Origin of the sequence: Mucilaginibacter pocheonensis (assembly GCF_031456535.1) — a bacterium.
GTDB classification, from domain to species: Bacteria; Bacteroidota; Bacteroidia; order Sphingobacteriales; family Sphingobacteriaceae; genus Mucilaginibacter; species Mucilaginibacter pocheonensis.
Map to the genome: position 1 here is coordinate 14513 of NZ_JAVDUU010000005.1, position 23627 is coordinate 38139.

Here is a 23627-nt window from a genome sequence, read left to right on the forward strand (position 1 = left end):
TTAACAAACAAACTGCATGTACTTTTTAAGTTCATCCTGTAATTGTTCTGCACTTTCAATAAGTGTTTTATCGGCTATATATGGGGCTATGTCCACATCTTCACCTATCAAGCCCTCTTTAAAAACATCCTTAAACCTAAAATATTTCAGGTTAAGGTTCCAGTTATTCTTCAGGAACGAGAAAACCTTCGTATCTTCTTTATTTAACATGGAGTAATTAATTACCACAAATGAATCGCGGTTTAACTGTTTTATACATTTTAAAATATCCTGGTTATAGACTATCCAGATCTTTAAAAATTCAGTAGCGTGATTATGATAAAATTCATGCAGCCTGTTGGATCTGCGGAATTTTTGCCATACCAGCCTTGACAGGTATTTACGGGCCATGTATTTTTTATCAACATACTTAAACTCGCGCCTTAGCAATGAGCTTACTACTGATTGGTAATCGCGCATGATGATAAGATAGCAGGCGTCGGGCAACAATTCCTGGTAAACATCCAAAAAGAGGCAGGTTCGCGGATCCTTCCACCCCCACTGGTCATACAACCGTTGTTTAATTCTGATTATGCTTTTTACTTTCTCTTTTTCATAAATAGAGAATCCGGCAACTTGTGAATCAGTTAAGCCAGAAATAGGAAGGTCATTATTGGCTAATATTTCCTCATGCATCTTTAAAAACTCCACGTCTTCAAAATGGCCCTCAATATTGCCATGATTGGGGGCGGCAAGTTTTTCGCCCAGCTGTAACCCGCACTTTGTAAGCCAGTGCGAAATAAGGGATGTGCCGGAGCGGTGCATTCCGGCTATGATAAGTGTTCTTTTTTGCATGTTTATAAAGCGATCGGTTTAAAATATATAAGTTGGCAGCTTAAAAATTATCAATCATTTTATTGGAAGCTTTTTCAACAGGATGAAGGTTGTTAAGTATATAATAAAGCAATAAAGATGAGCTTTGCTGTATAGTGTTTTGGCTGGTATTAATATAAAGATCAGCGTCGTAAGGCACATCAAACCGGTCATTAATGCCGGTTAAGTTTAAAAGTTTATCAGGATGCCCTTGCGGTAAAAGCGCTCTTTTATATAATCCCTTAGTATCACGCTCAATAAGACTGCTAACTGGGCAGTCTATATGCACAATATTCACATGATCATATTTTTCCACAAGTTCGCGCCTTACATCGTCGTAAGGGTTTATAGCGCTAATAATAGTTACAATGCCCTGAGCCGAGAACCTGCTGGCAATAAAACCCAGCCGCCTGATGTTCTCGCACCTGTCATTCCTGGAATAACCCAGATCTTTACAAATTTCCAGGCGATACTCGTCGCCATCAATTATTTCGATCTTTATTCCGAGCGCTGTTAGTTCGGTAGCTACGGCTTTTGCCAATGTTGTTTTTCCTGCTCCCGACAGGCCGCAAAATAAAAGTATCATGCCTAATAGTTAATTCGTAAATATTATTTAGCGAAAGTTTTGCAGGGCACTTTCCTTAACGTTTAACGTGAACTTATACAATTACTTATCTAACATTCTTATGCTTGATTGTAAATTATCTTTTACAAATAGTCACAATAATTTCGTTAAAGATAATTTTTGGGGCATAAATTGCCCAAAAAAGGCTATTGGAGGGGGTTTTTGATTTAATTTTGAGCTTTACGGACAAAACCTTCACATCGCTACATGTAACAAAAATGTTACAATGAAAAGTCATTATTCTTTACCGGTGAGACAAGTGTTTAATGGAGTATTTTAAACATTAACTCCTTCATCAACTCACCATGTGGTGCATTTGATTCAACACCTTTGCTCTTCAGATCATACTCGCGCAGGTAGCTTACAATTTGCATTGTTTTTTGGTAACTATAACTACGACCGGCCTGCTCATAGTCTTTCACAAAATATGGATTTACGCCCAGCTCGCGAGCCAGGTTTTGCTGTGATTTATCTTTTACATAATGATAGGCCAGCACTTTACTAAAATAATTATTCAGGTTACCCAATACCAGCACAATGGGATTGGCTTTAGGATTGGCTTCAAAATAATTAATGATCTGGTTAACCTTAAAGGCATCTTTTTTACTCAGAGCTGTTTGCAGTTCAAATACATTATATTCTTTGCTAATGCCGATATTGTCCTGGATAAGCTTAAGTGTAATTTCCTGTCCTGCCGATATATTGAGCATCAGCTTTTCCAGTTCATTGGCTATTTTCGAAAGATCGTTGCCCAAATATTCAGAAAGCATGGCCGATGCCTGCGGGTTAATTTTATAACCTTTATCGCTTATAAAGCCCTCTATCCAGGCTGGTATTTTACTATCGTATAAGGGGGCCGATTCAAAAACCAGCCCATTCTTTTCTATCGCCTTGTATGTTTTTTTCCGCTTATCAAACTTGCCGTACTTATAGCAAAAAACCAATATCGTGCTGGACAGCGGGTTTTCCAGGTAGCTCAATAACGGATCGATACCTTTTTTACCATCGTCATCCTTACCCCATTTCATGTCCTGAGCTTCCTTAACCAGCACTACCTGGTAATCGGCCATCATAGGATAACGTTTGGCCGCATTAAGTACAGCCATCATTTCCGTGTCCTTACCGTAAACAACAGTTTGATTAAAACCCTTCTCGGCCTCTGATAATAAATTATGCTCAATATAATTGCTTATCAGATCAATAAAATAAGGCTCTTCGCCATGCAGTAAGTACAAGGGTTTAAGTTTTTTATTTTTTAGGTCTTTTATTATATCAGGAGCGGCCATTGCTTAATTCAAAAATCAAAAATAAAGATTCAAAACTGGTATGCCGTTAAATTTTAAAGTAAAATTCAAATTAGTAAGATAAAGCGTTTAAATGCCATCGGGTATTTTTACTTTTACTTTTTGAAATTAAAAATGGATCTGCTGCAACCGCTTAACCTGCCCCCTTTCCCTTTTAAAATAAGCGATCAAAACGGGCAGTTAACTTTGTTTGACGAAATCAGGAAAAAAAATATAATTATTACACCCGAAGAATGGGTGCGCCAGCATTTTGTACAATACCTTATTAAATACAAAAACTATCCGCGGGCACTCATTAAACTTGAAGGTGGCATGAAACTCAACAGCCTGCAAAAACGGACAGACATTGTTGTATTTAATACCGATGGAAAAAGGATATTAATAGTTGAATGCAAAGCCCCATCAGTTACCATTGATCAAAAAACATTTGATCAGATAGCGCGCTACAATATGGTACACCAGGTATCATTATTGGCTGTAAGTAATGGTTTACAACATTATTATTGCAATATTGATCATCACAAACGTCAATATCAGTTTATTGAAGATATGCCGGCTTACATCAAAACGGCTTAAGTAAGGGCTATAAGGCTTCGTATTCTTTCAAACAGTTCATTAGGCCTAAACGGCTTTGATACGTAACCGTTCATTCCGGCCTCATGTATCTTATCCTTTATATCAATCATAGCCGATGCTGTAAGTGCAATGATGGGCACATTAGCCTTTTTAGGGTCGGCCATTTTCCTGATCTCATTAGCGGCATCAAAGCCATTCATTACGGGCATTTGTAAATCCATCAGAATAATATCAAAATTGCCATATTGCATAAATTCAACCGCCCGCTCGCCATTTTCTGCAATGGTTGGTATTATTTTCCATTTGGATAGCAACTTTTTCATCAGCATCACATTAACCATATTATCCTCGGCAACAAGCACCTTTAAACTTGTCAGGTAATTTTCCTGAGTTTCTTCAACCTGTTTGGTAATATTTTCGGTAATTACCGCGGTAGAAACCGGCAGTTCCATATTAAAAGAAAACTCCGAACCTTCGGCAATTGTGCTTGTTACCTTTATACACAATCCCTGCAGTTCAAGCAGTCGTTTCACAATAGCCAGGCCCAGGCCGGTACCCTCATATTCACGTGTGGTTGCCAGTGATTCCTGGGTGAAAGGCTCAAATATGCTGCTCATATTGGCCTCTTTTATACCTATACCCGTATCCTTTATTAAAAATTTAACCGTAACCTTATTATGCCGATCCTCCAAACAGGTAACCTTAACCCATACGCTGCCCTGGGACGTAAATTTAACAGCATTGCTAACCAAGTTAAAAACAACCTGCGTTATGCGGGTTGGATCGCCAAAAAACACTTTATTTTTGAGGCTGTCATCAATTGTCAATTCAAACTGCAAGCCCTTTTCATGAGCCTTGAGTATGTGCCCGCCGCAAATATTATTCATCAGTTCAACCAGGTTGAACCGTACATTCTCAAACACAAGCTTGCCCGATTCGATCTTATCAAAATCAAGCACGTCATTTACAATAGCCAGCAGGTTGTTTGCCGAAAATTTCAGTATCTCCAGATTTTCTTTTTGCTCGGGTTTTGGACTTCCCATCATCAGCAAATTGCTCATGCCAATAACCGCGTTAAGCGGGGTGCGAATTTCATGCGACATGGTTGAAAGGAACTCAGATTTGGCATGGGTTGATTTTTCGGCCTTATCAATAGCTTTTTCAAGCTTCAGGTTAAGTGCTGCCTGTTCTTTTATGCTCGTTTTAAGCTGTCTAAAATTCTTAATAAACGCGTTATAAAAGTGGCTGTGAATAAAAATGAGCAGTATAAAATTGGCAAAAAGGCTGATCACCATAGTGGCCTGGTCAATTTTATTGGGCTTTATACAGATCACATAGTTACTATAATATTCCATTACCAAAAAAAGAAGTATGGGCACCGTGTTAAGCAGGGAGTATATGAGCCCCCATTTTTGTCCCAGCATGTAGTAGCCGAATACAATAACAATAATGACCACCTGTATAGTTACTATATTTACATTTTGCAGTGAGATGTAAACAATACTCACATTTATTAATGTGCCTATAATAAGCAATACATGCGACACAACCCGCCAGTTTGGTCTGTATGTTAACATTTTAAACAATACCGCAACGCTAAACATCAAAAAGCCTGATGTATAGGCCAGTAACAGCTGGCCTTGAAAATAAACACTGGCCAGTAAAGTACCTGAAGTTACAAATACCAGAAAAAGACCGTAGTATAATAAGCGAATGCGTGCCTGGTCGAGAAAAGATTGCTCCTTAGAAAGAACTTTATTAATGGAAAAGTTAAAAAAACCTAATTCTTCGCGCATATTCAAACAACAAACATTTTAGTAATGCAGTAAACTTAACAGGCATATAATCTAATACTGTAGCGCCTGTAAGTTTACTGCTGTTTGTAGCGAATAGTTATTGCAATTAATCAGCCAAAGCCGTAAGATTTTCTTCAAGTATGGTTAATTTGGCCTCTGCGTCGGTCTTCTTTTTTAACTCGATCTCGATAATTTCGGGCTTTGCATTAGCCATGAAGCGCTCATTGTTCAGCTTTGCATTTACCGATTTTAAAAAGCCTGAAAGATATTCTTTCTCTTTTTCAAGGCGCGCTCGTTCTGCAACCGGATCAACGTTTTCGCTTAGCGGAATATAGAATTCATCAGTTAATGCGATAAAATTTATAGCTCCGTTCACTTTGTCGGCAACGGGAGTGAACCGGCTAATGTTACCCAGCTTTACAATAATTGGTTCATACTGCTGATACTGTAAGCCTGAGTTTATTTTTACCGAAAGCTCCAGTGCTTCCTTGGGTGAAATTTGCTTGGTGTTACGAATATTTCTGACCTGGGTAATAACCGCTTTTATGATCTCTAAGTCATTCAGTATCCGTGAATTTATTTCCCCAATATTTGGCAATTGCGCAACAATGCAACAATCCTTTTCGGCACGTTCGCCAAACAGTTCATCATGCCATAACTCCTCGGTAAGGAACGGCATAAAAGGATGTAATATTTTTAAAATATTCTCAAAAAATTGAACCGTAGCAGTATAAGTAGCCCTGTCAACCGGTTGCTGATAGGCTGGCTTTATCATTTCCAGGTACCAGGCACAAAAATCGTCCCATACAAGCTTGTATGTAGCCATAAGTGCTTCTGATAGCCTGTATTGCGCAAAGTCAGCTTCAATGTCGCCAAGGGCCTCGTTAAAGCGGCTGCCAAACCATTCAATGGCAATTGTGTTTGAATTTGCCAGGTTATCATCAATTTCCCATCCTTTGATGAGTTTAAAGGCGTTCCATATTTTGTTTGCAAAGTTCCGGCCCTGTTCACAGTAACTTTCATCAAACATCAGATCGTTACCGGCGGGCGAACAAAACAGCATCCCTACCCTTACGCCATCAGCGCTATACTTTTCTATCAGGTCAAGCGGGTCAGGTGAGTTACCCAATGACTTTGACATTTTACGGCCCAGTTTATCACGTACAATACCAGTCAGATAAACATTTCTGAACGGAACTTCACCCCTAAACTCGTGCCCGGCCATGATCATCCTTGCAACCCAGAAAAATAATATTTCGGGAGCTGTTACCAGGTCATTGGTTGGATAGTAGTAGTTTATATCAGCATTGTTCGGATCTTTAAATCCGTCAAATACTGATATGGGCCATAACCACGATGAGAACCAGGTGTCAACCACATCCGGATCCTGGGTCAGGTCTTCAGGTTTCAGGTTTGAGATTTGAGATTTCAGAGCTTTAGCCTCTTCAAAGGCTTCTTCCCTGCTTTTTGCAATCACAAATTGCCCGTCGGGAAGGTACCAGGCTGGTATTTGCTGCCCCCACCATAATTGGCGGCTAATGTTCCAGTCCCTAACGTTTTCCATCCAATGTCGATAGGTATTTATAAATTTATCAGGGATCAGTTTTATTTCGCCATTTAATACATAATCCAAAGCAGGCTTAGCCATCTCTCCCATTTTGCAAAACCATTGCATGGACAGCTTAGGCTCAATAACAGCATCCGTACGCTCCGAAAACCCTATTTGCGATTTATAATCTTCAACCTTTACCAAAGCTCCCGCCTCTTCAAGCAATACAGCAATTTTTTTACGTGCTGCAAACCTGTCTTCGCCAACTAATATCTGCGCTTCTTTGTTCAGCGTACCATCATCATTTAAAATATCAATAACCGGCAAATGATGTTTTTGACCAAGTTCATAGTCGTTCAAATCATGCGCCGGAGTAACTTTTAAACAGCCGGTACCAAAATCCATGGTCACGTATTCATCCAGTATAACCGGTATTTCGCGGTTAATAAGGGGGATAAACACTTTTTTACCATGCAGGTGCAAATACCGCTCATCATTGGGGTTGATACAGATCGCCGCGTCGGCCATGATGGTTTCCGGGCGGGTAGTAGCTATGGTTACGTAATGAGTCGATAATGGTGAGTGGTGAGTAGCCCTCGCTTCGCTCATAGCTGATAATTCGTCTACTACAACTTCATACCTTATATAATAAAGCTTCTGGTTAACTTCTTTACGGATAACCTCTTCGTCTGACACCGCCGTTTTACCTTGCGGATCCCAGTTCACCATCCGTATTCCACGGTATATAAGGCCTTTTTTATAAAGGTGAATAAAAGTATCTATTACGGCTTCAGACAAACTTTCATCCATGGTAAAGCGGGTACGGTCCCAATCGCATGACGCGCCTAATTTTTTAAGCTGCTCCAATATAATACCGCCGTATTTCTCTTTCCACTCCCAGGCATAAGCCAAAAACTCGGGCCGGGTAAGATCTTTTTTGCTGATGCCGCGTTCTTTAAGCATGGCAACTACCTTTGCTTCGGTAGCAATACTGGCGTGGTCGGTTCCGGGAACCCAACAGGCATTTTTGCCCTTCATGCGGGCGCGCCTAACCAGTACATCCTGTATAGTATTGTTCAACATATGCCCCATGTGCAAAACCCCGGTTACATTTGGCGGCGGAATAACTATGGTATAAGGTTCGCGCTCATCAGGAACTGATTTAAAAAACTCGTGTTTTAACCAGTAACTGTACCACTTCTTTTCGGTTTCTTGGGGTAAATATGTTTTAGCAATACTCATAACGCGCAAAAATAAGCAAATGTACGAATAGTTGCAGGGCTTTTTTGGTTCGTGTTGCTGAGGCCCACAGAATTGGTTTAGGCAATTGTTAAAGCCCGACTTATCCATCTTAAAAACTTTTTAACCACACACCCGCTATCTGCTCCGGCAATCAATTTCCACAATATTTTTACAATCATGGCGTTTTAATATTCAATCAATCACAATAGCTATGAAATCAATTCACTTACACCGCTTTTGGCTTGATGTACTAAAAAGGTCAAAGCTTACTTTTTTTATCAACTGGTTTAATCGCTAAACAACCGTCGCCGGCTCGCATAATTTACCCCGCCACCAAAAAAATTGGAATAAAGATTTGGTGGCTTTTATCATAAACATGGGGTATAAATTATAATCAGTGTTTAGCTTTCCCATTTATTTTACTTTCCTATAACCAAGCACAATGCCAATGTGTTAGCCAATTTCAGCTAAACCATTATCTTTGCTGCACTATTATGATTATCCACCAGTTTTACGATAAAGGTTTGGCGCACGCGTCATATGCCGTGATACGCACGGGCAAAATGATTGTTATTGACCCGGCACGCAACCCGCAGCCTTATTATGATTTTGCATCACAACATGATGCCGATATTGTGGGCGTTATTGAAACCCACCCACACGCCGATTTTATTAGTTCGCACCTGGAAATTCACCAGGCTACCAATGCTGTGATTTATTGCAGCAAATTAACCGGCGCCCTCTACCCGCATGAAACTTTTGATGATGGTGACATCATACAGTTGAATGATATAAAATTAAAAGCCATCAACACCCCTGGCCACTCGCCCGATTCCATTTGTATTTTACTGGAGGACGAACAGGGCAAGGATACGGCCATTTTTACAGGCGATACTTTATTTGTTGGCGATGTAGGCAGGCCAGATCTGCGCGAGAACGTTGGTAATATCACCGCTAAAAAAGAAGAGCTGGCCAAACAAATGTACCTAAGCACCCGTCACAAACTTATGACCCTGCCAAAAAGTGTTGTGGTTTATCCGGCGCACGGCCCGGGCTCATTATGCGGTAAAAGCATGAGTCCCGACCTTGAAAGTACCATAGGTCGGGAATTGCGCGAGAACTATGCTTTGCAGTTAATGGACGAGTTCACCTTTATTAAAACACTAACTACTGATCAGCCTTTTATGCCTAAATATTTTGGCTATGATGTTGATCTGAATAAAACGGGCGCACCCTCGTTTCAGGAAAGTATTAATGCCATTAAAAGGCTAAATTCTGATGACCTGTTGCAAAAGGACATTATTGTTGTGGATACCCGCCCGAAACAACAGTTCAGGAGCGGGCATCTCAAAGGGTCCATTAATTTGCAGGATGGTGAGAAATTTGAAACCTGGCTGGGTTCAATTATAAAACCCGACGAACCCTTTTACCTGGTAGCAGAAAATGAAGAAAGTTTAAACATTGCTTTAAAAAAAGCGGCCAAAATAGGCTATGAGAAAAATATCGAAGCCGCGTTGTTAACACCGGCCAATGCTAATGAAACATCAGCCCACCTTAACCTCGACAACTTTAAGGCCAATCCGGGCAACTATAACATTGTTGATGTGCGCAACCACGGCGAGGTAATTGAAGGACAGGTTTTTAAAACCGCAATCAGTATTCCGCTGCCCGAACTGCGGGAACGTATTCAGGAAATCCCAACAGACAAACCCATTATTATACATTGTGCTGCCGGTTATCGCTCGGCCGCCGCGGCGAGTATTGTTAATGCTAAAATAAAGCAGGTACCCGTGTATGACCTTGGCGAAGTGGTGACTGATTTTGTTGAAGGCATTCATGAATAACAGACAATAGTTCGAATGAATTACGAATCGGCCCCTCAACTGACCATAGTAATCACAGCCGATGGTTCAAAGACCATTTATAATGCCGGCGTTGGCGAACATTACCATTCACGGCATGGGGCTTTGCAGGAGAGCTTACATGTGTTTGTTCATTCCGGGCTTAATTATTATTTAGGCCAAAGCAATGTTAACGAAGTAAGCATACTGGAAGTTGGCTTTGGTACCGGTTTAAACTTTTTACTAAGTGCCGATCATTGTACCAACAACCAAATAGCGCTTCATTATACCGGCATCGAAGCCTATCCGCTTAGTAATGAAATGATGGCTCAAACCGGATATGAACAATATATTTCCGCCCCCTTATGGGAAACATATTTACGTCTCTACCCCGGGGCGTTAATAAATAAAGTTAGCCTGGATACTTTTTGCAGCCTGCAGATAGCTCACAACAAGCTCATGGACTTTGATACCGATGAGTTGTATGACATTATTTATTTTGACGCATTTGCCTCTGCCCATCAACCCGAAATGTGGGAACTGCCTGCCATAAGCCACATAACCAGCTTTTTAATGCCGGGAGGCGTATTTGTTACTTATGCTATAACAGGCAACTTAAAAAGAATGCTTAAGGGCTTAGGCTTTAAAATAGAAAAGGTACCCGGTGCGGCCGGCAAACGCGAAATGCTGCGGGCGGTTAAGGAATTGTGAATAGTAAGTAGCGAATAGTTTGTTAAAGAAACAGCGTTTTGCAGATGCCATAATTTTCCAATTATTCACAATTCACTACTTACTACTCCCTACGCGCTACGTTCCCCGCATCAACCGCTACTCACAACTTCTGTTATCTTTGTAATATTAAAACAAAACATATGCCTTTAAAAGCACCTGGTACCGCCGCTACACCCGCCACCGGATTTGAACGTCTGCTTACTATTATGGATGATTTGAGAGCAAATTGTCCCTGGGATAAAAAGCAAACCATTGAAAGCCTGCGGCACCTCACCATTGAAGAAACCTATGAACTTAGCGACGCTATTTTAAGCGCCGATATGCCTGAAATAAAAAAAGAGTTGGGTGATATTATGCTCCACCTTGTTTTTTATGCGAAAATAGCTTCAGAAACCGGCAGCTTTAACATAACCGATGTGCTGAACAGTGTATGCGAAAAACTGATAAACCGGCACCCTCATATTTATGGTGATGTTGAAGTGCAAAATGAAGAGGACGTAAAACGCAACTGGGAACAGATCAAATTAAAAGAAGGCAATAAATCTGTACTGGGTGGTGTACCTGCTTCGTTACCGGCATTGGTTAAAGCATCGCGCATACAGGAAAAGGCCAGAGGCGTTGGTTTTGACTGGGAAGAAAAAAGCCAGGTGTGGGCAAAAGTTGAGGAAGAAATGCAGGAATTTAGAAATGAATTTAACGCTGAGGACGAAAGTACTATTGACCATGAAAAAGCCGAAGGTGAGTTTGGCGACCTGTTATTCTCTCTGATTAATTATGCCCGCTTTATAAATATAAACCCCGAGAACGCGCTCGAAAAAACAAATAAAAAATTCATTAAACGTTTTCAGTATCTGGAGCGTAAGGCAAAGGAAAATGGCAAACAGCTGCATGATATGACCCTTGCCGAAATGGACATATTTTGGGATGAAGCAAAAAAATTATAAAATTTTCAGGCAGGGTGTAGCGTTTAAAAAAATTATTACGTAATGGTTAAAAATTATAAAAATTTATGAAACGTTTATTTTACTTATTACCACTGTTATTGATATTACTTGAGGCCTGCTCCCAAAAATCTGATCCTGTACCTGTTCCTACTCCGTTAGGTACTTTTAAAGGTAAATTTTACTTATTTGTAAGAAAAAGCACAGGTGGTTACGATACTGTAAAGAGAGACACCTCGCTTATTATAAAGTTGTCTACACCTAATAAATTTGCTGTAACCGGCGATACCGCTACGGTGCATGCCGGCAGTAAGGGTTTATTTCAATATGATGGTACTTACATTGCTTTTCATGATAGCACTTACAAAGCGGGAGTACAAGCTAAAGTTCACCTGGTAGGTACTTATCTGTATCAATATAATGGCAAGGTATTGTTATTACAACGCAGTAATGCCGCTCAGGACTCTATTATTGGGTATGGCTTTGCTAAAATATCCGATTAATTATTGTTTTAATTTACAGCCGTTGCCTTTTTTGGCGGCGGCTTTTTTGTACTCTTTTTGTGTAAATTAAAATCAGCGCCACTAATGGCTGCTGATTTTTACTTCAGAAGCATCGTAACAGTTAATTTTCACATTGCAGCTATTGAGAACAATAAAAAATTGATGCGGGTAAAATTCATCATTCAAAAAATGTTATTTTTATTTGTATCAATTGTATCCTTTGCCACGTAAAGGATTATAAATCAACATTAATATTAAGCGGAACTAAAAACATTTAATGCATCCACCCCCTCGCATTACTGAAGAAGAGATCATCAGCCAATGCAAAACAGGCAGCTTGAGGTACCAGGAAATGCTGTATAAGCTATTCTATGGCTATGCTATGGGTATAAGTTTGCGCTATAGTTTAAATAGAGACGATGCGTTAGAAGCTGTAAATGATGCTTTTATAAAAGTTTTCAATGCTATACACAACTATAACGTTGATAAGCCATTTAAAGCATGGCTACGCACCATTGTGGTTAATACCGCTATTGACCGCAGGCGTAAAGACCTCAAATTTCAGCTGAATGTTGATTTGGATAACGCTGCACCCATAACCAGTAACATGGGTGCGGTTGATAATTTAAATGTGCAGGATATTTTAAAATTGATGAGTGAGCTGCCTGCAATACAGCTCACCATTTTTAATTTATACGAAATAGACGGATATAATCACGACGAAATTGCAAACATGCTGACTATTCCGGTAAGCTCATCACGGGTTTACCTGAGCAGGGCAAAAGAACGATTAAGAAAAATGTTAAGGAAAGAAACACAAAGCCATGGATGAGCAGTTGGATAACGACTTAAGCAACCGCATCAGGGAGGTGTTTGATAATTTTGAAGATTCATCATACCCCTCTGCTGATGAAGGCTGGATGAAGCTCAGGGAAAAATTTCCTGAAGAGGAAAAGAAACGCCCTGTAGTTTGGCTATGGTGGGCAAGTATGGCTGCAGCTGTGCTTTTATTTTTAGTTATTGGTTTATGGATAACAGAAAAAGGGCCGCAGTCTGATATAACAGCTGTAAAACCTTTAAAACAACAAACCTCGCCGGCTGATACCAATCAGTTATTGGCCACAAAGCCGCCGGTTATTAAAAATGACCACCAGACAAGCGTAGCTGCCGCACCGGTAACGGATACAAATAAAATCACAAATACTTCAAAAACACAAGGAAGTAAACTGGCTGCTACCCCTACCTCTGAAGTTACAACCCATAAAACACCTGCAAGTACCAGTGCAAAATTTGCGGCTGCTCAGTTACCTTCAAGTAATACGCCGGCTACTGGTATAAAAAGTAAAACAGACAGCACAAAAACCGCTGTAATTAAACCAAATTTAGTACAGTATGCTGCCGTTGTCCCCACCGCGAGTTCAAATAATGCTTCAGCGGCGGTAAAAGCTAAACCAGATAGCCTTAAAACTATTATTGCTAAAACAACCACGCCAAAGAATGTCACAGTAGTTGCTGCCGGCTCAACTACTGTGACCCAGCAACCCTTTAAATCGCCAAAACAAGCACCGGCCAATTCAATGGAAAGATTATTTGCCATGGAAAAAGCCCAGCCTCAAAAAAACAAGGAAAAATATACAGAGGATAAAAAAGTACGCTTTGGCGTATATGCAACTACCTTTTTCAATTATGCAAAAGGCAGTAATAACCAGGTTAATGCAGGGGCTGGCTTTACATCTGATATTAAGCTTAGTAAAAATATAAAGCTTTCAACAGGTTTAGCTTTGGCCCAAAATACGCTGAGTTATAGCGGTGGGCCGCCTCCGGCTTCCAATGTTGACGCATTAGCAAAAGCTCCGCAGTCGTTAGCGCATTATGATCAGCAAAATTTATTTGCGATGAATGCCGCTTTCCCCGTTCTTAGAAATTATAATGCCAGCTTAATTGGATTGGATATTCCGATGAACATTAAATATGAATTTAATCCGCAAAAGAGCGATGCATATGTTTCGGCAGGTTTAAGTTCGGGCACATTTATAAACGAGGCTTATACATCGGTTTATGGTTACACCCAGTCGGCCATAGCAGCGGGCGCTTCCAAACAAACCACAGACGAGGTAACCCGTAAAAACTTTTCCGGCTTTTATTTTGCCAAAACGCTTAACGTATCATTCGGGGTTGGCTATCCGGTGGGTAAAAATAACCGGCTTATTATTGAACCATTTTTAAAATACCCGCTTGACGGAATGGGTTCACAGCAGATCCAGTTTGGAGCAGCGGGCTTAAACCTGAAGCTTAATTTTACATCATTCAAAAAATAAAACTGTATTTAAGGTTTAACAGCATTAACCAATATATCATATTCAAAGTATATGATAAGAGTGTTGTTTGAATGGAGTTATTCTATTTAAACCTGATGGCTTTTACCGGTGATATTTTACTTACCAGCGTAGATGGGATGATTAGTACCAGCAAACAAATGATCATGGTACCTGCATTTAGCATTAGTATGTCAGCAACATTAAACTCCACAGGTACAAAGTTCATATAATATGATGCCCGGTCGAGTTTAAAAAAATGAGTTTCGTTTTGAAAAAAGCCTAAACCCAGGCCAAGCATATTACCCAACAGCAGACCCAAACCTATCAGATAAGTGGCATTAAATAAAAACACCTTCTGAATATTCCAATTGGTTGCACCCATGGCTTTAAACATGCCAATCATTGCGGTACGCTCCAGGATCATGATAAGCAAGGCCGATATCATATTTATAACTGCTACAATAACCATGAGCACCAGCATCACTACAGAGTTCACATCCAGCAGGTTAAGCCATTCAAATATGGCCGGGTAATCTTCGGCCACAGTATATGACCTTAGTTTTACGGGCAATATATCATTCAGCTTATTAGCCGCATAGTTTACCTGATCAAAATCAGCTACCCTAAGTTCATACTCCCCTATATCTCCCGGTTTCCAGTTATTTAGGCGATTAATTAATGATAAAGAACCGATTACAAAGGTTTTGTCAACTTCTTCAACACCAATATCAAAAATGCCTTTTATTTTAAACTGACGTTTGCGTAGCGGCTCCTGCACAAAATACATCAATAACTTATCGCCCACTTTTAATTTTAAACGGTTGGCGGTTGTTTGCGACAGCATGATCTCTTTTTGCGCCTCTACCGAATCAGCGAAATTAATTACATCGCCGGCTACCATCATTTTTTTTAAATAGGTCCAGTCGTAACTTCTATCAACACCTTTTAAAACTACCCCTTCAATTTCGTTATTAGCTTTAATAATACCCGGTTTGGTAGCAAAAGGCATTACATGAGTTATTAGAGGACTTTTTAGCGCACGTTTAACAAAATTGCTATCGGCAGCAAAAGGTGAGCTTTCATAAGAACTGTTCAAATCAAATTTCACTATACGGATATCGCCGCCAAAACCGCGAACTTTTTCGCGTATCTCGTGTTTAAATCCTTTAACAATAGCCAGTGAAAGTATCATAACACCCAAACCCAGCATAATGCCAATGATAGCAATACGCACTATTAACTTTGAAAAGGTGCGTTTTGACTTAAATGTTATGCGAGCTGATATAAAAGAGGCGAAACTCAATGCAGACTGTTTTTTGTACCTTCGCAAATATGCGGTTTTGCTACTAAACCTGCTACTTTTAAAATTGTTTAACCATAATATTTTATGATAAAAACACATATTTTTTTACAATGTGCATTAATGACAGTTTTATCAGTCAATACTGCCTGTGGTAGTCCTGCTACTTGTACCACATGTGATACAGCAGCAACTAAAACCACTGAAAAAATAATTCCCGAAATAATTACCGGTGCAGACCAGGTTCCGCTATATATTAATTATCTTAAAGGAAAAAATATTGGGATGGTTGTAAATCAAACTTCTGTTATTGGTAAAACCCTAACGCCCAGTGTTGACAGTTTATTAAAAGCAGGAATTACCGTAAAAAAAATATTTGGGCCAGAACATGGCTTCAGGGGAACGGCCAGCAATGGAGCCAGCGTTGATGATGCTATCGATGCCAAAACCGGTCTGCCGGTTATCTCCCTGTATGGTAATAAACACTACAAACCAACGCCTGCTGATTTGGAAGGTCTTGATTTGGTAATATTTGACATCCAGGATGTTGGTACCAGGTTTTATACTTATATATCAACCCTGCACTATGTGATGGAGGCATGTGCTGAAAACAACATGGAGCTTATGATACTTGACCGGCCTAACCCCAACGGTTACCTGGTTGACGGCCCTGTACTTGATACCGCAAAAGTACCCCGCGCGTTTGTAGCCATGCATCCTATTCCAATTTGCCACGGCATGACCATTGCCGAATATGCACAAATGATAAACGGCGAAGGCTGGCTTAAAAATGGTATAAAATGTAAACTTCATATCGTTAAGACGGCCAATTACAACCACTCCCTGCTTTATAAATTGCCGGTAAACCCGTCACCTAACTTAAATACAGATCAGTCTATTTTGTTATATCCAAGCATCTGTTTATTTGAGGGCACTACTTTAAGCCTTGGCCGCGGTACACTTTTCCCGTTTTTAGAAATAGGTCACCCGGCTTTAAAAAACAAATACACCTTTTCATTTACCCCCGTAAGCATACAGGGTATGAGTGAAAATCCTCCGCAAAAAAATCAGCTATGTTATGGTATCAACCTAAAGGGGTATAGTATTGATATGATCAGGGACAAAGGCTGTATTAACCTATCATGGCTATTAGAGCTTTATAAGGCTTTTCCGGACAAAGCACACTTTTTTAATGATTATTTCACCAAGCTGGCCGGTACTCCTGAATTGAGGAAACAAATTGAAGCCGGCAAAAGTGAAACAGAAATACGCCGTAGTTGGGAAAAAGGCTTAAACAAGTTTAAAACCACGCGCAGTAAATATTTATTATACCAATAAAAACAAAAGAAGCCAAACAAACATATAATAGCATGAGAATTGTATTTATGGGTACCCCTCAATTTGCCGTTGCATCACTAGACGCATTAATTAAAGCCGGCAGTGATATTGTAGGTGTAGTTACCGCTCCAGATAAGCCCGCCGGCCGCGGTCAAAAGGTAAGCGAATCTGCAGTGAAACAGTATGCGGTGGCTAACGGATTGAAAGTGCTTCAGCCAGAAAAGCTAAAAAATCCGGAATTTTTGGCCGAACTGAAAGCATTAAATGCCGATTTACAGGTAGTGGTAGCCTTTCGTATGCTGCCAGAAGTTGTTTGGGCCATGCCTGCTAAAGGCACTATTAATTTGCATGCTTCATTGTTGCCGCAATATCGTGGCGCCGCCCCCATTAACTGGGTGCTTATTAATGGTGAAACGGAAACTGGCGTAACCACCTTTTTCCTGAAACAGGAAATTGATACGGGAGATGTTTTGTTCACCGAAAAAGTAACTTTAAATGGCCATGAAACCGCCGGCTCACTGCATGACAGGCTCATGAATAAAGGCGCAGGACTACTGGTGAAAACCGTAAAGGCCGTAGAAAGCGGCCGTTACCATGAACACGCGCAAAATCAGCTGGAAAATGGCGCTGAGTTGAAACATGCGCCTAAAATTTTCAAAGAGAACTGCGTTATTGACTGGACCCAACCGGCACAACAGATATACAATAAAATACGTGGTCTTAGTCCAATACCTACTGCCTATACCGATCTGAATGGAAAGATCTTAAAAATATTTGCATCTGAAATACAGCCAGATGAGCCGGCAATACAACCGGGTGGTTTTCTTACAGACAATAAAACTTACCTGAAATTCGCCGCCGCAGATGGCTTTATAAACCTCACTGATGTACAACTGGAGGGCAAAAAACGCATGGATATTAAAGATTTTTTGAGAGGATTAAAGCTATAGTACATCTGTTCTTATCGTAAAATCATTCGTCAAAGTAGCATCTACCCCACCATCTTTAAGGGTTTTTAGTAAACTCCTTCTGATACATCAGGGGGCTTTTGCCTGTTACCTGTTTAAAATGCTTATGAAACGTTGAGAAATTATTAAACCCGCTGTCATAACACAATTGTTTAATGTTCAGTTTATTTTCAATAAGTAACTTACAGGCATAACCAACCTTTATTTCAATAATAAATTGCGAGTAGGTTTTGCGGGTTTTAGTTTTAAAATAACGGCAAAAAGAATTTGAACTGACACCGGCAATTCCTGCAATTTCATCCAGATATATCTTTTTCCTGAAATTGCGTACCGAGTACTCATAAATATTATTCAACCTGTCGTTTTCAGATTCATTATGATCATACTTAAAACCAATAGATGTTAGGTAATTTACCGGGTTACTGGCAGCAACTGTATTGAGGGCCTTAAGCAGCATAATGATCCTTTCTGCACCATCGGTATCAAGCATGGCGGCAAGTAATTCGGCAACTTTATCCTTAATGTTACCGCTTATCTGCAAGCCCCTTTTTGACCGCTCGAGCAAAACTTTTATCAACTTATTTTCAGGCAGTAATAAAAATTGGTCGCCCCAAAAGTTTTCGCAAAAATGCACTACAATTATTTCAACCTTTACATTTTCATCCAGATGAAAATAAGCATCGTCAAAGCGCCAGTAATGTGGCAGGTTTGATCCAACCAACACCATATCGCCTGCCTTAAATTGCTTAATACTATCGCCAATAAATTGGGTTCCGCTGCCTTTTTTAAAATAGATGAGCTCAAGTTCAGGATGACAATGCCATCTGTTATTTATATCCGGCAATACATCGCGCCTTACACTAAAGGAATGTGCCGGGCCCGAAGAAACTTTTAGCAAAAGAGGTTTCATTCAACTTAATTTACAACTGATGAGGTAAATGTAGATAAAAAATGTAAAAATAGCTCATTTTTAATTTTAGCCGTCAAGGTATATTAATTATTTAATAACTTGTTGCCGATTAAACCTATACTTATCCAAATGAAATATTTTTACAAGTTATTACTGCCTGCGCTATTATTACCTTTTTTTTCTTACGCACAAAGCAATTATAAACCGGGTTACGCTATAACAGTTAAAGGCGATACTCTACACGGCTTTATTAACCTGAAAGAATGGGAAAACAATCCGCGAATTATTAATTTTAAAACTTCGGTTAGCGATAAAGCGAGCCGAAATCTGGCCACTAAGGATATTACCTATTTTGAGGTTATTAACATGGAATCGTTTCGCAGATACATTGGGCCGCTGAACGTAGATCATACCAACATTTCTTCACTTGCAACGGCTCGGGATACCGCCATTATAACCGATTCTGTATTTTTAAAAACAGTACAAAAGGGCAGTAATGTAACACTATACACATATGTGGATGACCTGAAGAGCCATTTTTTTATTGCTGACAACCAAAACGGCATACCGGTTGAACTTGTTTACAGAATATATAAGAATGATGGCAAAACGGTAACAGAAAATGAATATATGCGCCAGCTGTTTGCATTAGCCCTAAAATATAACGCAAATAATGATGCCCTAAAACTAAAGATCGAAAGGTCTGATTATAAGACATCGGACCTGGAAGACATAGCCCGGGAAATTAATAACGACCCTAAAAAGGATAACGAAAAAACTACTGGTAAAAATAAAGGCACAACATTTTTTGTAGGCATAGGACTAAACGTAAGTACCATAAAATCAGATAACGCGTTTGCAAGTTTTACCAGTTCAACACCCACATCTTATTTACCAAAGGTATCCGCAGGCTTTACTGTATTGGCTGACCCTAATGTTGGCAGGCTTGGTTTTAGGGCTGAAGTGGCTTTTACTGATAACAAATACAAAGGTACAGAAACCTATACAGGTGGCATCAATACTTATAGCTTTAATCAGTACACTTTGTCAATTATACCACAACTGTTGTATCACTTTTATAACGCAGAAAGTTTTAAACTTTACGGTGATGCCGGTGCATCATTAAACATATCCCGTTATAAGGGTAATAACAGCATTCAAAATGCTAACAATAAAATAAGTGAAACAAAGGATGTTTTAGACCTGTCAAAAGGTTGGACATCGTTCCCGCTTAAAGCAGGAGCGGTTATTAATAAAAAGTTTGATGTGTCAATAACTTATATTCCGTCGGCAGCTTTTTCCAAGAGTTTAGCTTATTACGTAACGGTAACTACCATACAGGCAAGCTTCAATTATTTATTTTAATAGAAAACGGCTCAGAACACGTAAAATTTCCATTCTTCTGATCAATATTAAGGCAATGTTGTCGTATTTTTTTGTGGGAGGCCTGGTTTATTGTGAACAGAAAAATTATTTTTTTATTCAATCGATTGAGTTATTTAAAAGCAATAATTTATATTTGTTAGTGTTCAATACACACTTAACCTAATTTAACTGTTGCCTTGGTATTTTAAGCTTAAATAACCAGATCACAGGTTTATTGCAAAATTCACTACTGTAATTTTTACTGCATTAAATTTCAATAACTGTAAAATGCAGTAACACTGAAATTTTGTGAAGGAAAGCCTATGCTATAAAGCGACAGACAACGTATTGGTTAATATAAACCGAAAATTGTAGAACCTAAATGAAGCATTCTACGTATATCAACTAAATAAAAATGCGTCCCGGTATCTCACCTCCGGAACGCACCAGTTATTGATTAAATCAATAACATCAACTAAATCCAGATCAATCTCATGCTTGATCTTCTTCTCACCATCTTTCTCAAGGATGGTAAGGTCTTTAAATACCATTTAAGACTTTATCTCTTAAAATGGTGGCGGCCCACCGGGGCCGCCACCCGGAGGTGGTCCGCCGGGACCTCCCATAGCTGGCCGTTTCCCGGCAAATTTCTGTAGTTTAAGTGTAAAAGTAAGCAGGTAATATCTGCCTAAACGGTTCGAGTTGGTTTGTGTTACGTAGCTTCCGCTTTGTGTGCTGGTATAACCCGTATTTTGATTGAATACATCCATTGCCGATAAACGAAGCGTACCTATATTTTGCTTTAAAAACCTGCGTTCTATATAGGTATTCAGTATGTTGGGGTTAGTAGCCCCGGTATATCCGTAGTATAATACCTTAGAGTAATCATAACTCAGGGTCCAGTTTTTCCACACATAGTTTTTGCCATTAAGCCCCAGGTTAAGCATCCGGAAATTGTTGTTAATATTAGCCTGGCTTATGGAGTTGTTTGATTTATTTATGCTATAGCTGGTGCTGGCCTCTGCATCAATAACATCGGCAATACTTACGCGAAAGCGTACCCCTTGCGAGAGCACCAGGTTTTTGGCGATATTTTTCTCTGTGGTCATTTGATAGGTATCAGCAGCTACGTTAGATATATATGAGACGTTGTTATTGTACGAAACGTTACCAATAAAAAATAAATTATATTTTCTTTTTTCCCAGGGCTTGGCAAACACATAAAAACCCGAGGCCGAATAATAACCATCGGCGTTTAAGTACTGGGTTAATATGCTACCGGCCAGCTTGCTATCCGGCGCATAAACCTTAGGATAATTAATAGTATTGGCTACAATTTTATTATCGGTTTTGGTGAACGAAAAATTACTAAAAAACACGTTCCCGCTTTCAAAATTAAACTTGTTATACCTGATAGATAGATTATTATTAAACTCTGGTTTCAGATCGGGGTTGCCTTGTACCGGGTACGATGCATTTGAAAAATCGGTAACAGGCTGCAACTCTGTATAGGTAGGCTGACTGCTACTGCCATTATAATTGAGACTTAGCGACTGATTGCGCGAAAAATTATAAATAAATCTGGCATTGGGCGCAAAGTTAAACATACTGATATTGGTTGAGGTACCAGCCATTGACGACTGTCCTCTTAAAACCGAAGGTTGCGCAACCACACCCAATGTATAGTTATATTTTTTTTCGATAAAGCGGTAATTAAGGCCAAAACGATTGGTAATAAAGCTGGAAGTATAATTATTGCTCAACAGATCATACTGTTCGCGGTTACCGTTATCGGCCAGTGTATCGGTCAGTTTATCAGCAGTAGTATGGGCATAGTGATAAGCATAATGCAGTTCAAGATATCCTCTTTTGCTGATGGGCTGTAAAAACGATAACGTAGTACCAATACTATCCGTACGGCTATTGGTATTAATAAACTGGTTAAGAGGTGCATTTGCAGCTCCTTCAATATAGGTATAAACCGGGTTTTGGTATTTGTTGATGCTGTAACTGCCTGCTCCTACATTCGCGCTAAAATTACGCCCATGGCCGTTAAATCGGTGATTAAATAATATGTTGGCGCCATAATTTGGTTCAGACGAATTGCTGAGCGTATTAAAATCATAGTTGGAAATAGTTTCGGCATTATTAACCAGGCTGCTATTGCCATTTTGTGTACTATTTACTTTAGCATACGCAAAAGTTGGGGTTATTTTAATGTAATTAACGGTATCGGGCTTGTATTCAATATTAAAATTGAAACGATGGTTCAGATTTTCATCATTTTGCGAACTGTTTTGCGTACTGGTACTTGGGTTGGCTGGCGATAGGTTGTTTTGGATAGTATTGTTTGATGTAAAAACCGAATTATCTGCAAAGCTGTAACTACCATAAGCCGTTATTTTTTTACCCCAGCTGTCGCGATAATTGAACCCAAATGAGCGGGCCGTGGTTATTCCGTTGGCTGAGGAGCTATTCCTTCCGCCGGGAGGCCCTCCCGGCCCGCCGCCACGCGGGCCTCCCCCACCAAAACTAAACAGGTTGGTATTAGTGTTATTTAAATTACCCAAAAAAGCCAGCTGCCTGTCGCCATTAAAACTAAACACATTTGCCTGGGCTACAAAACGGTTTCCCTCTTTGTCGCTGGCAATACCGGGTATAGCATCTTTACCCCCGCCCACACTGGCCTGGCCAAAGTAACCGTAGTTTTTACTTTGTTTTATGGTAATGTTTAACACCTTATCAGGTTCGCCGGTTTTTACACCGGTTAAATTAGCCTGATCGCCGTAATCATCAATGATCTGTATGTTTTGTACAATATCCGCAGGCAAATTCTTTGTAGCTGTTTTCAGGTCGCCGCCAAAAAAATCTTTACCATTCACCCTTACTTTAGTTACATTTTTACCCTGTGCAGTTACGTTCCCATCCTTATCCACATCAACACCAGGCAACTTTTTCAGTACATCTTCAACAGGGGCATTATCGCGCACCTTATAGGCATCGGCATTAAACTCCACGGTATCTTCCTTTAACTTTACCGGATTTACATCGGCAATGGTAACCGTATTTAACATATATGTTTCCGTTTTCAGTACAATAGGAGCCAGCGTTACCGCCTTATTATCCGCATTTAAAATAAATCTTCGTTTTATGGCCTGGTAACCTATTGATCGTACAACCAAACTAAATTGGTTAACCTTTACAGGATTAAAAACAAAACCACCTTTAGCATTGGTAATGACGGTGGTACTATCAGCACCTGTTAGCAGTTGCACAGTTGTGCCAGGTAATGTGGCCCCTGTTGAATCCTGCACGGTTCCGCTAATCTCCCGGCCGTCCTGGGCATAGGTATTAAGGCTAAGTAAAAATGCCAAGGGTATAAATAAGTATAAAAGTTTCATGGTGTGGTATGATTAACGCCACAAAAAAACACCGCCTGTATTATTATAAAAAACAGAATAGACCTA

18 protein-coding genes are annotated in these 23627 nt (G+C 39.8%); 10 read left to right on the forward strand and 8 right to left on the reverse strand.

What is annotated here, in order from left to right; all coding sequences use genetic code 11:
- The 3 genes from J2W55_RS23140 to holA form a co-directional block, all read right to left on the reverse strand.
- On the reverse strand, nucleotides 1-834 hold the full coding sequence (locus J2W55_RS23140) for a sulfotransferase (RefSeq protein ID WP_310101902.1): 834 nt from the start codon (nucleotides 832-834) through the stop codon (nucleotides 1-3).
- Between the two features lie 40 nt (nucleotides 835-874).
- Nucleotides 875-1438: an adenylyl-sulfate kinase gene (gene cysC, locus J2W55_RS23145; RefSeq protein ID WP_310101905.1), complete on the reverse strand. Its 564-nt coding sequence runs from the start codon at nucleotides 1436-1438 to the stop codon at nucleotides 875-877.
- 302 nt (nucleotides 1439-1740) lie between these two features.
- A complete protein-coding gene (gene holA / locus J2W55_RS23150; RefSeq protein ID WP_310101908.1) occupies nucleotides 1741-2763 on the reverse strand; it encodes a DNA polymerase III subunit delta in 1023 nt (340 codons plus the stop codon).
- A gap of 132 nt (nucleotides 2764-2895) precedes the next feature.
- Between holA and J2W55_RS23155 the strand changes: the two genes are divergently transcribed.
- Entirely contained in the window at nucleotides 2896-3357 is a 462-nt protein-coding gene (locus J2W55_RS23155; RefSeq protein ID WP_310101911.1) for a type I restriction enzyme HsdR N-terminal domain-containing protein, read from the forward strand.
- Here the strand turns inward: J2W55_RS23155 and J2W55_RS23160 are convergent.
- Nucleotides 3354-5153: an ATP-binding protein gene (locus tag J2W55_RS23160; protein ID WP_310101914.1), complete on the reverse strand. Its 1800-nt coding sequence runs from the start codon at nucleotides 5151-5153 to the stop codon at nucleotides 3354-3356. The genes J2W55_RS23155 and J2W55_RS23160 overlap by 4 nt on opposite strands.
- A gap of 106 nt (nucleotides 5154-5259) precedes the next feature.
- Nucleotides 5260-7944: a valine--tRNA ligase gene (locus J2W55_RS23165; RefSeq protein WP_310101917.1), complete on the reverse strand. Its 2685-nt coding sequence runs from the start codon at nucleotides 7942-7944 to the stop codon at nucleotides 5260-5262.
- Nucleotides 7945-8438: 494 nt separating this feature from the next.
- Here J2W55_RS23165 and J2W55_RS23170 point away from each other — a divergent pair, with 494 nt between their 5' ends.
- The 6 genes from J2W55_RS23170 to J2W55_RS23195 all read left to right on the forward strand — a co-directional run bounded on the left by J2W55_RS23170 (nucleotide 8439) and on the right by J2W55_RS23195 (nucleotide 14279).
- The gene (locus J2W55_RS23170; protein WP_310101920.1) at nucleotides 8439-9788 is read left to right on the forward strand and encodes a rhodanese-like domain-containing protein; all 1350 of its coding nucleotides are present in this window, start codon (nucleotides 8439-8441) and stop codon (nucleotides 9786-9788) included.
- Nucleotides 9789-9803: 15 nt separating this feature from the next.
- A complete protein-coding gene (gene mnmC2, locus J2W55_RS23175; RefSeq protein ID WP_310101923.1) occupies nucleotides 9804-10496 on the forward strand; it encodes a tRNA (5-methylaminomethyl-2-thiouridine)(34)-methyltransferase MnmC2 in 693 nt (230 codons plus the stop codon).
- A 161-nt stretch (nucleotides 10497-10657) separates the two neighbouring features.
- Nucleotides 10658-11461 carry a nucleoside triphosphate pyrophosphohydrolase gene (mazG, locus tag J2W55_RS23180; protein WP_310101925.1) on the forward strand — a complete coding sequence of 268 codons (804 nt, stop codon included), beginning with the start codon at nucleotides 10658-10660 and terminating at the stop codon, nucleotides 11459-11461.
- A 65-nt stretch (nucleotides 11462-11526) separates the two neighbouring features.
- Nucleotides 11527-11961, forward strand: a complete 435-nt coding sequence (locus tag J2W55_RS23185) for a hypothetical protein (protein WP_310101929.1) — start codon at nucleotides 11527-11529, stop codon at nucleotides 11959-11961.
- Nucleotides 11962-12238: 277 nt separating this feature from the next.
- Nucleotides 12239-12793 carry an RNA polymerase sigma factor gene (locus tag J2W55_RS23190; protein ID WP_310101934.1) on the forward strand — a complete coding sequence of 185 codons (555 nt, stop codon included), beginning with the start codon at nucleotides 12239-12241 and terminating at the stop codon, nucleotides 12791-12793.
- On the forward strand, nucleotides 12786-14279 hold the full coding sequence (locus J2W55_RS23195; RefSeq protein WP_310101937.1) for a hypothetical protein: 1494 nt from the start codon (nucleotides 12786-12788) through the stop codon (nucleotides 14277-14279). The genes J2W55_RS23190 and J2W55_RS23195 overlap by 8 nt, the downstream gene beginning before the upstream one ends.
- An 82-nt stretch (nucleotides 14280-14361) precedes the next feature.
- Here J2W55_RS23195 and J2W55_RS23200 read toward each other — a convergent pair whose 3' ends face one another.
- Nucleotides 14362-15513, reverse strand: a complete 1152-nt coding sequence (locus J2W55_RS23200; RefSeq protein ID WP_310101940.1) for an ABC transporter permease — start codon at nucleotides 15511-15513, stop codon at nucleotides 14362-14364.
- Between the two features lie 189 nt (nucleotides 15514-15702).
- On the opposite strand from J2W55_RS23200, the gene J2W55_RS23205 reads away from it, so the two are divergent.
- Nucleotides 15703-16917 (forward strand): exo-beta-N-acetylmuramidase NamZ family protein, encoded by a 1215-nt coding sequence (locus tag J2W55_RS23205; protein ID WP_310101943.1) that lies wholly within the window; start codon nucleotides 15703-15705, stop codon nucleotides 16915-16917.
- A 32-nt stretch (nucleotides 16918-16949) separates the two neighbouring features.
- Nucleotides 16950-17867 carry a methionyl-tRNA formyltransferase gene (fmt, locus tag J2W55_RS23210; protein ID WP_310101945.1) on the forward strand — a complete coding sequence of 306 codons (918 nt, stop codon included), beginning with the start codon at nucleotides 16950-16952 and terminating at the stop codon, nucleotides 17865-17867.
- 55 nt (nucleotides 17868-17922) lie between these two features.
- Here the strand turns inward: fmt and J2W55_RS23215 are convergent, their stop codons facing one another.
- Entirely contained in the window at nucleotides 17923-18795 is an 873-nt protein-coding gene (locus tag J2W55_RS23215; RefSeq protein ID WP_310101948.1) for an AraC family transcriptional regulator, read from the reverse strand.
- A gap of 129 nt (nucleotides 18796-18924) precedes the next feature.
- On the opposite strand from J2W55_RS23215, the gene J2W55_RS23220 reads away from it, so the two are divergent.
- Nucleotides 18925-20160: a putative outer membrane beta-barrel protein gene (locus J2W55_RS23220; RefSeq protein ID WP_310101951.1), complete on the forward strand. Its 1236-nt coding sequence runs from the start codon at nucleotides 18925-18927 to the stop codon at nucleotides 20158-20160.
- Nucleotides 20161-20726: 566 nt separating this feature from the next.
- Here the strand turns inward: J2W55_RS23220 and J2W55_RS23225 are convergent.
- Nucleotides 20727-23561 (reverse strand): TonB-dependent receptor, encoded by a 2835-nt coding sequence (locus J2W55_RS23225; protein ID WP_310101956.1) that lies wholly within the window; start codon nucleotides 23559-23561, stop codon nucleotides 20727-20729.
- Nucleotides 23562-23627: the final 66 nt, after the last annotated feature.

Coding starts and splice junctions, on each gene's coding strand:
- J2W55_RS23225 (WP_310101956.1), bottom strand. CDS start 23,561: ATGAAACTTTTATACTTATTTATACCCTTGGCATTTTTACTTAGCCTT.
- J2W55_RS23160 (WP_310101914.1), bottom strand. CDS start 5,153: ATGCGCGAAGAATTAGGTTTTTTTAACTTTTCCATTAATAAAGTTCTT.
- mnmC2 (WP_310101923.1), top strand. CDS start 9,804: ATGAATTACGAATCGGCCCCTCAACTGACCATAGTAATCACAGCCGAT.
- J2W55_RS23220 (WP_310101951.1), top strand. CDS start 18,925: ATGAAATATTTTTACAAGTTATTACTGCCTGCGCTATTATTACCTTTT.
- J2W55_RS23205 (WP_310101943.1), top strand. CDS start 15,703: ATGACAGTTTTATCAGTCAATACTGCCTGTGGTAGTCCTGCTACTTGT.
- J2W55_RS23155 (WP_310101911.1), top strand. CDS start 2,896: ATGGATCTGCTGCAACCGCTTAACCTGCCCCCTTTCCCTTTTAAAATA.
- J2W55_RS23215 (WP_310101948.1), bottom strand. CDS start 18,795: ATGAAACCTCTTTTGCTAAAAGTTTCTTCGGGCCCGGCACATTCCTTT.
- J2W55_RS23190 (WP_310101934.1), top strand. CDS start 12,239: ATGCATCCACCCCCTCGCATTACTGAAGAAGAGATCATCAGCCAATGC.
- J2W55_RS23185 (WP_310101929.1), top strand. CDS start 11,527: ATGAAACGTTTATTTTACTTATTACCACTGTTATTGATATTACTTGAG.
- J2W55_RS23195 (WP_310101937.1), top strand. CDS start 12,786: ATGGATGAGCAGTTGGATAACGACTTAAGCAACCGCATCAGGGAGGTG.
- J2W55_RS23170 (WP_310101920.1), top strand. CDS start 8,439: ATGATTATCCACCAGTTTTACGATAAAGGTTTGGCGCACGCGTCATAT.
- mazG (WP_310101925.1), top strand. CDS start 10,658: ATGCCTTTAAAAGCACCTGGTACCGCCGCTACACCCGCCACCGGATTT.
- fmt (WP_310101945.1), top strand. CDS start 16,950: ATGAGAATTGTATTTATGGGTACCCCTCAATTTGCCGTTGCATCACTA.
- cysC (WP_310101905.1), bottom strand. CDS start 1,438: ATGATACTTTTATTTTGCGGCCTGTCGGGAGCAGGAAAAACAACATTG.
- holA (WP_310101908.1), bottom strand. CDS start 2,763: ATGGCCGCTCCTGATATAATAAAAGACCTAAAAAATAAAAAACTTAAA.
- J2W55_RS23140 (WP_310101902.1), bottom strand. CDS start 834: ATGCAAAAAAGAACACTTATCATAGCCGGAATGCACCGCTCCGGCACA.
- J2W55_RS23165 (WP_310101917.1), bottom strand. CDS start 7,944: ATGAGTATTGCTAAAACATATTTACCCCAAGAAACCGAAAAGAAGTGG.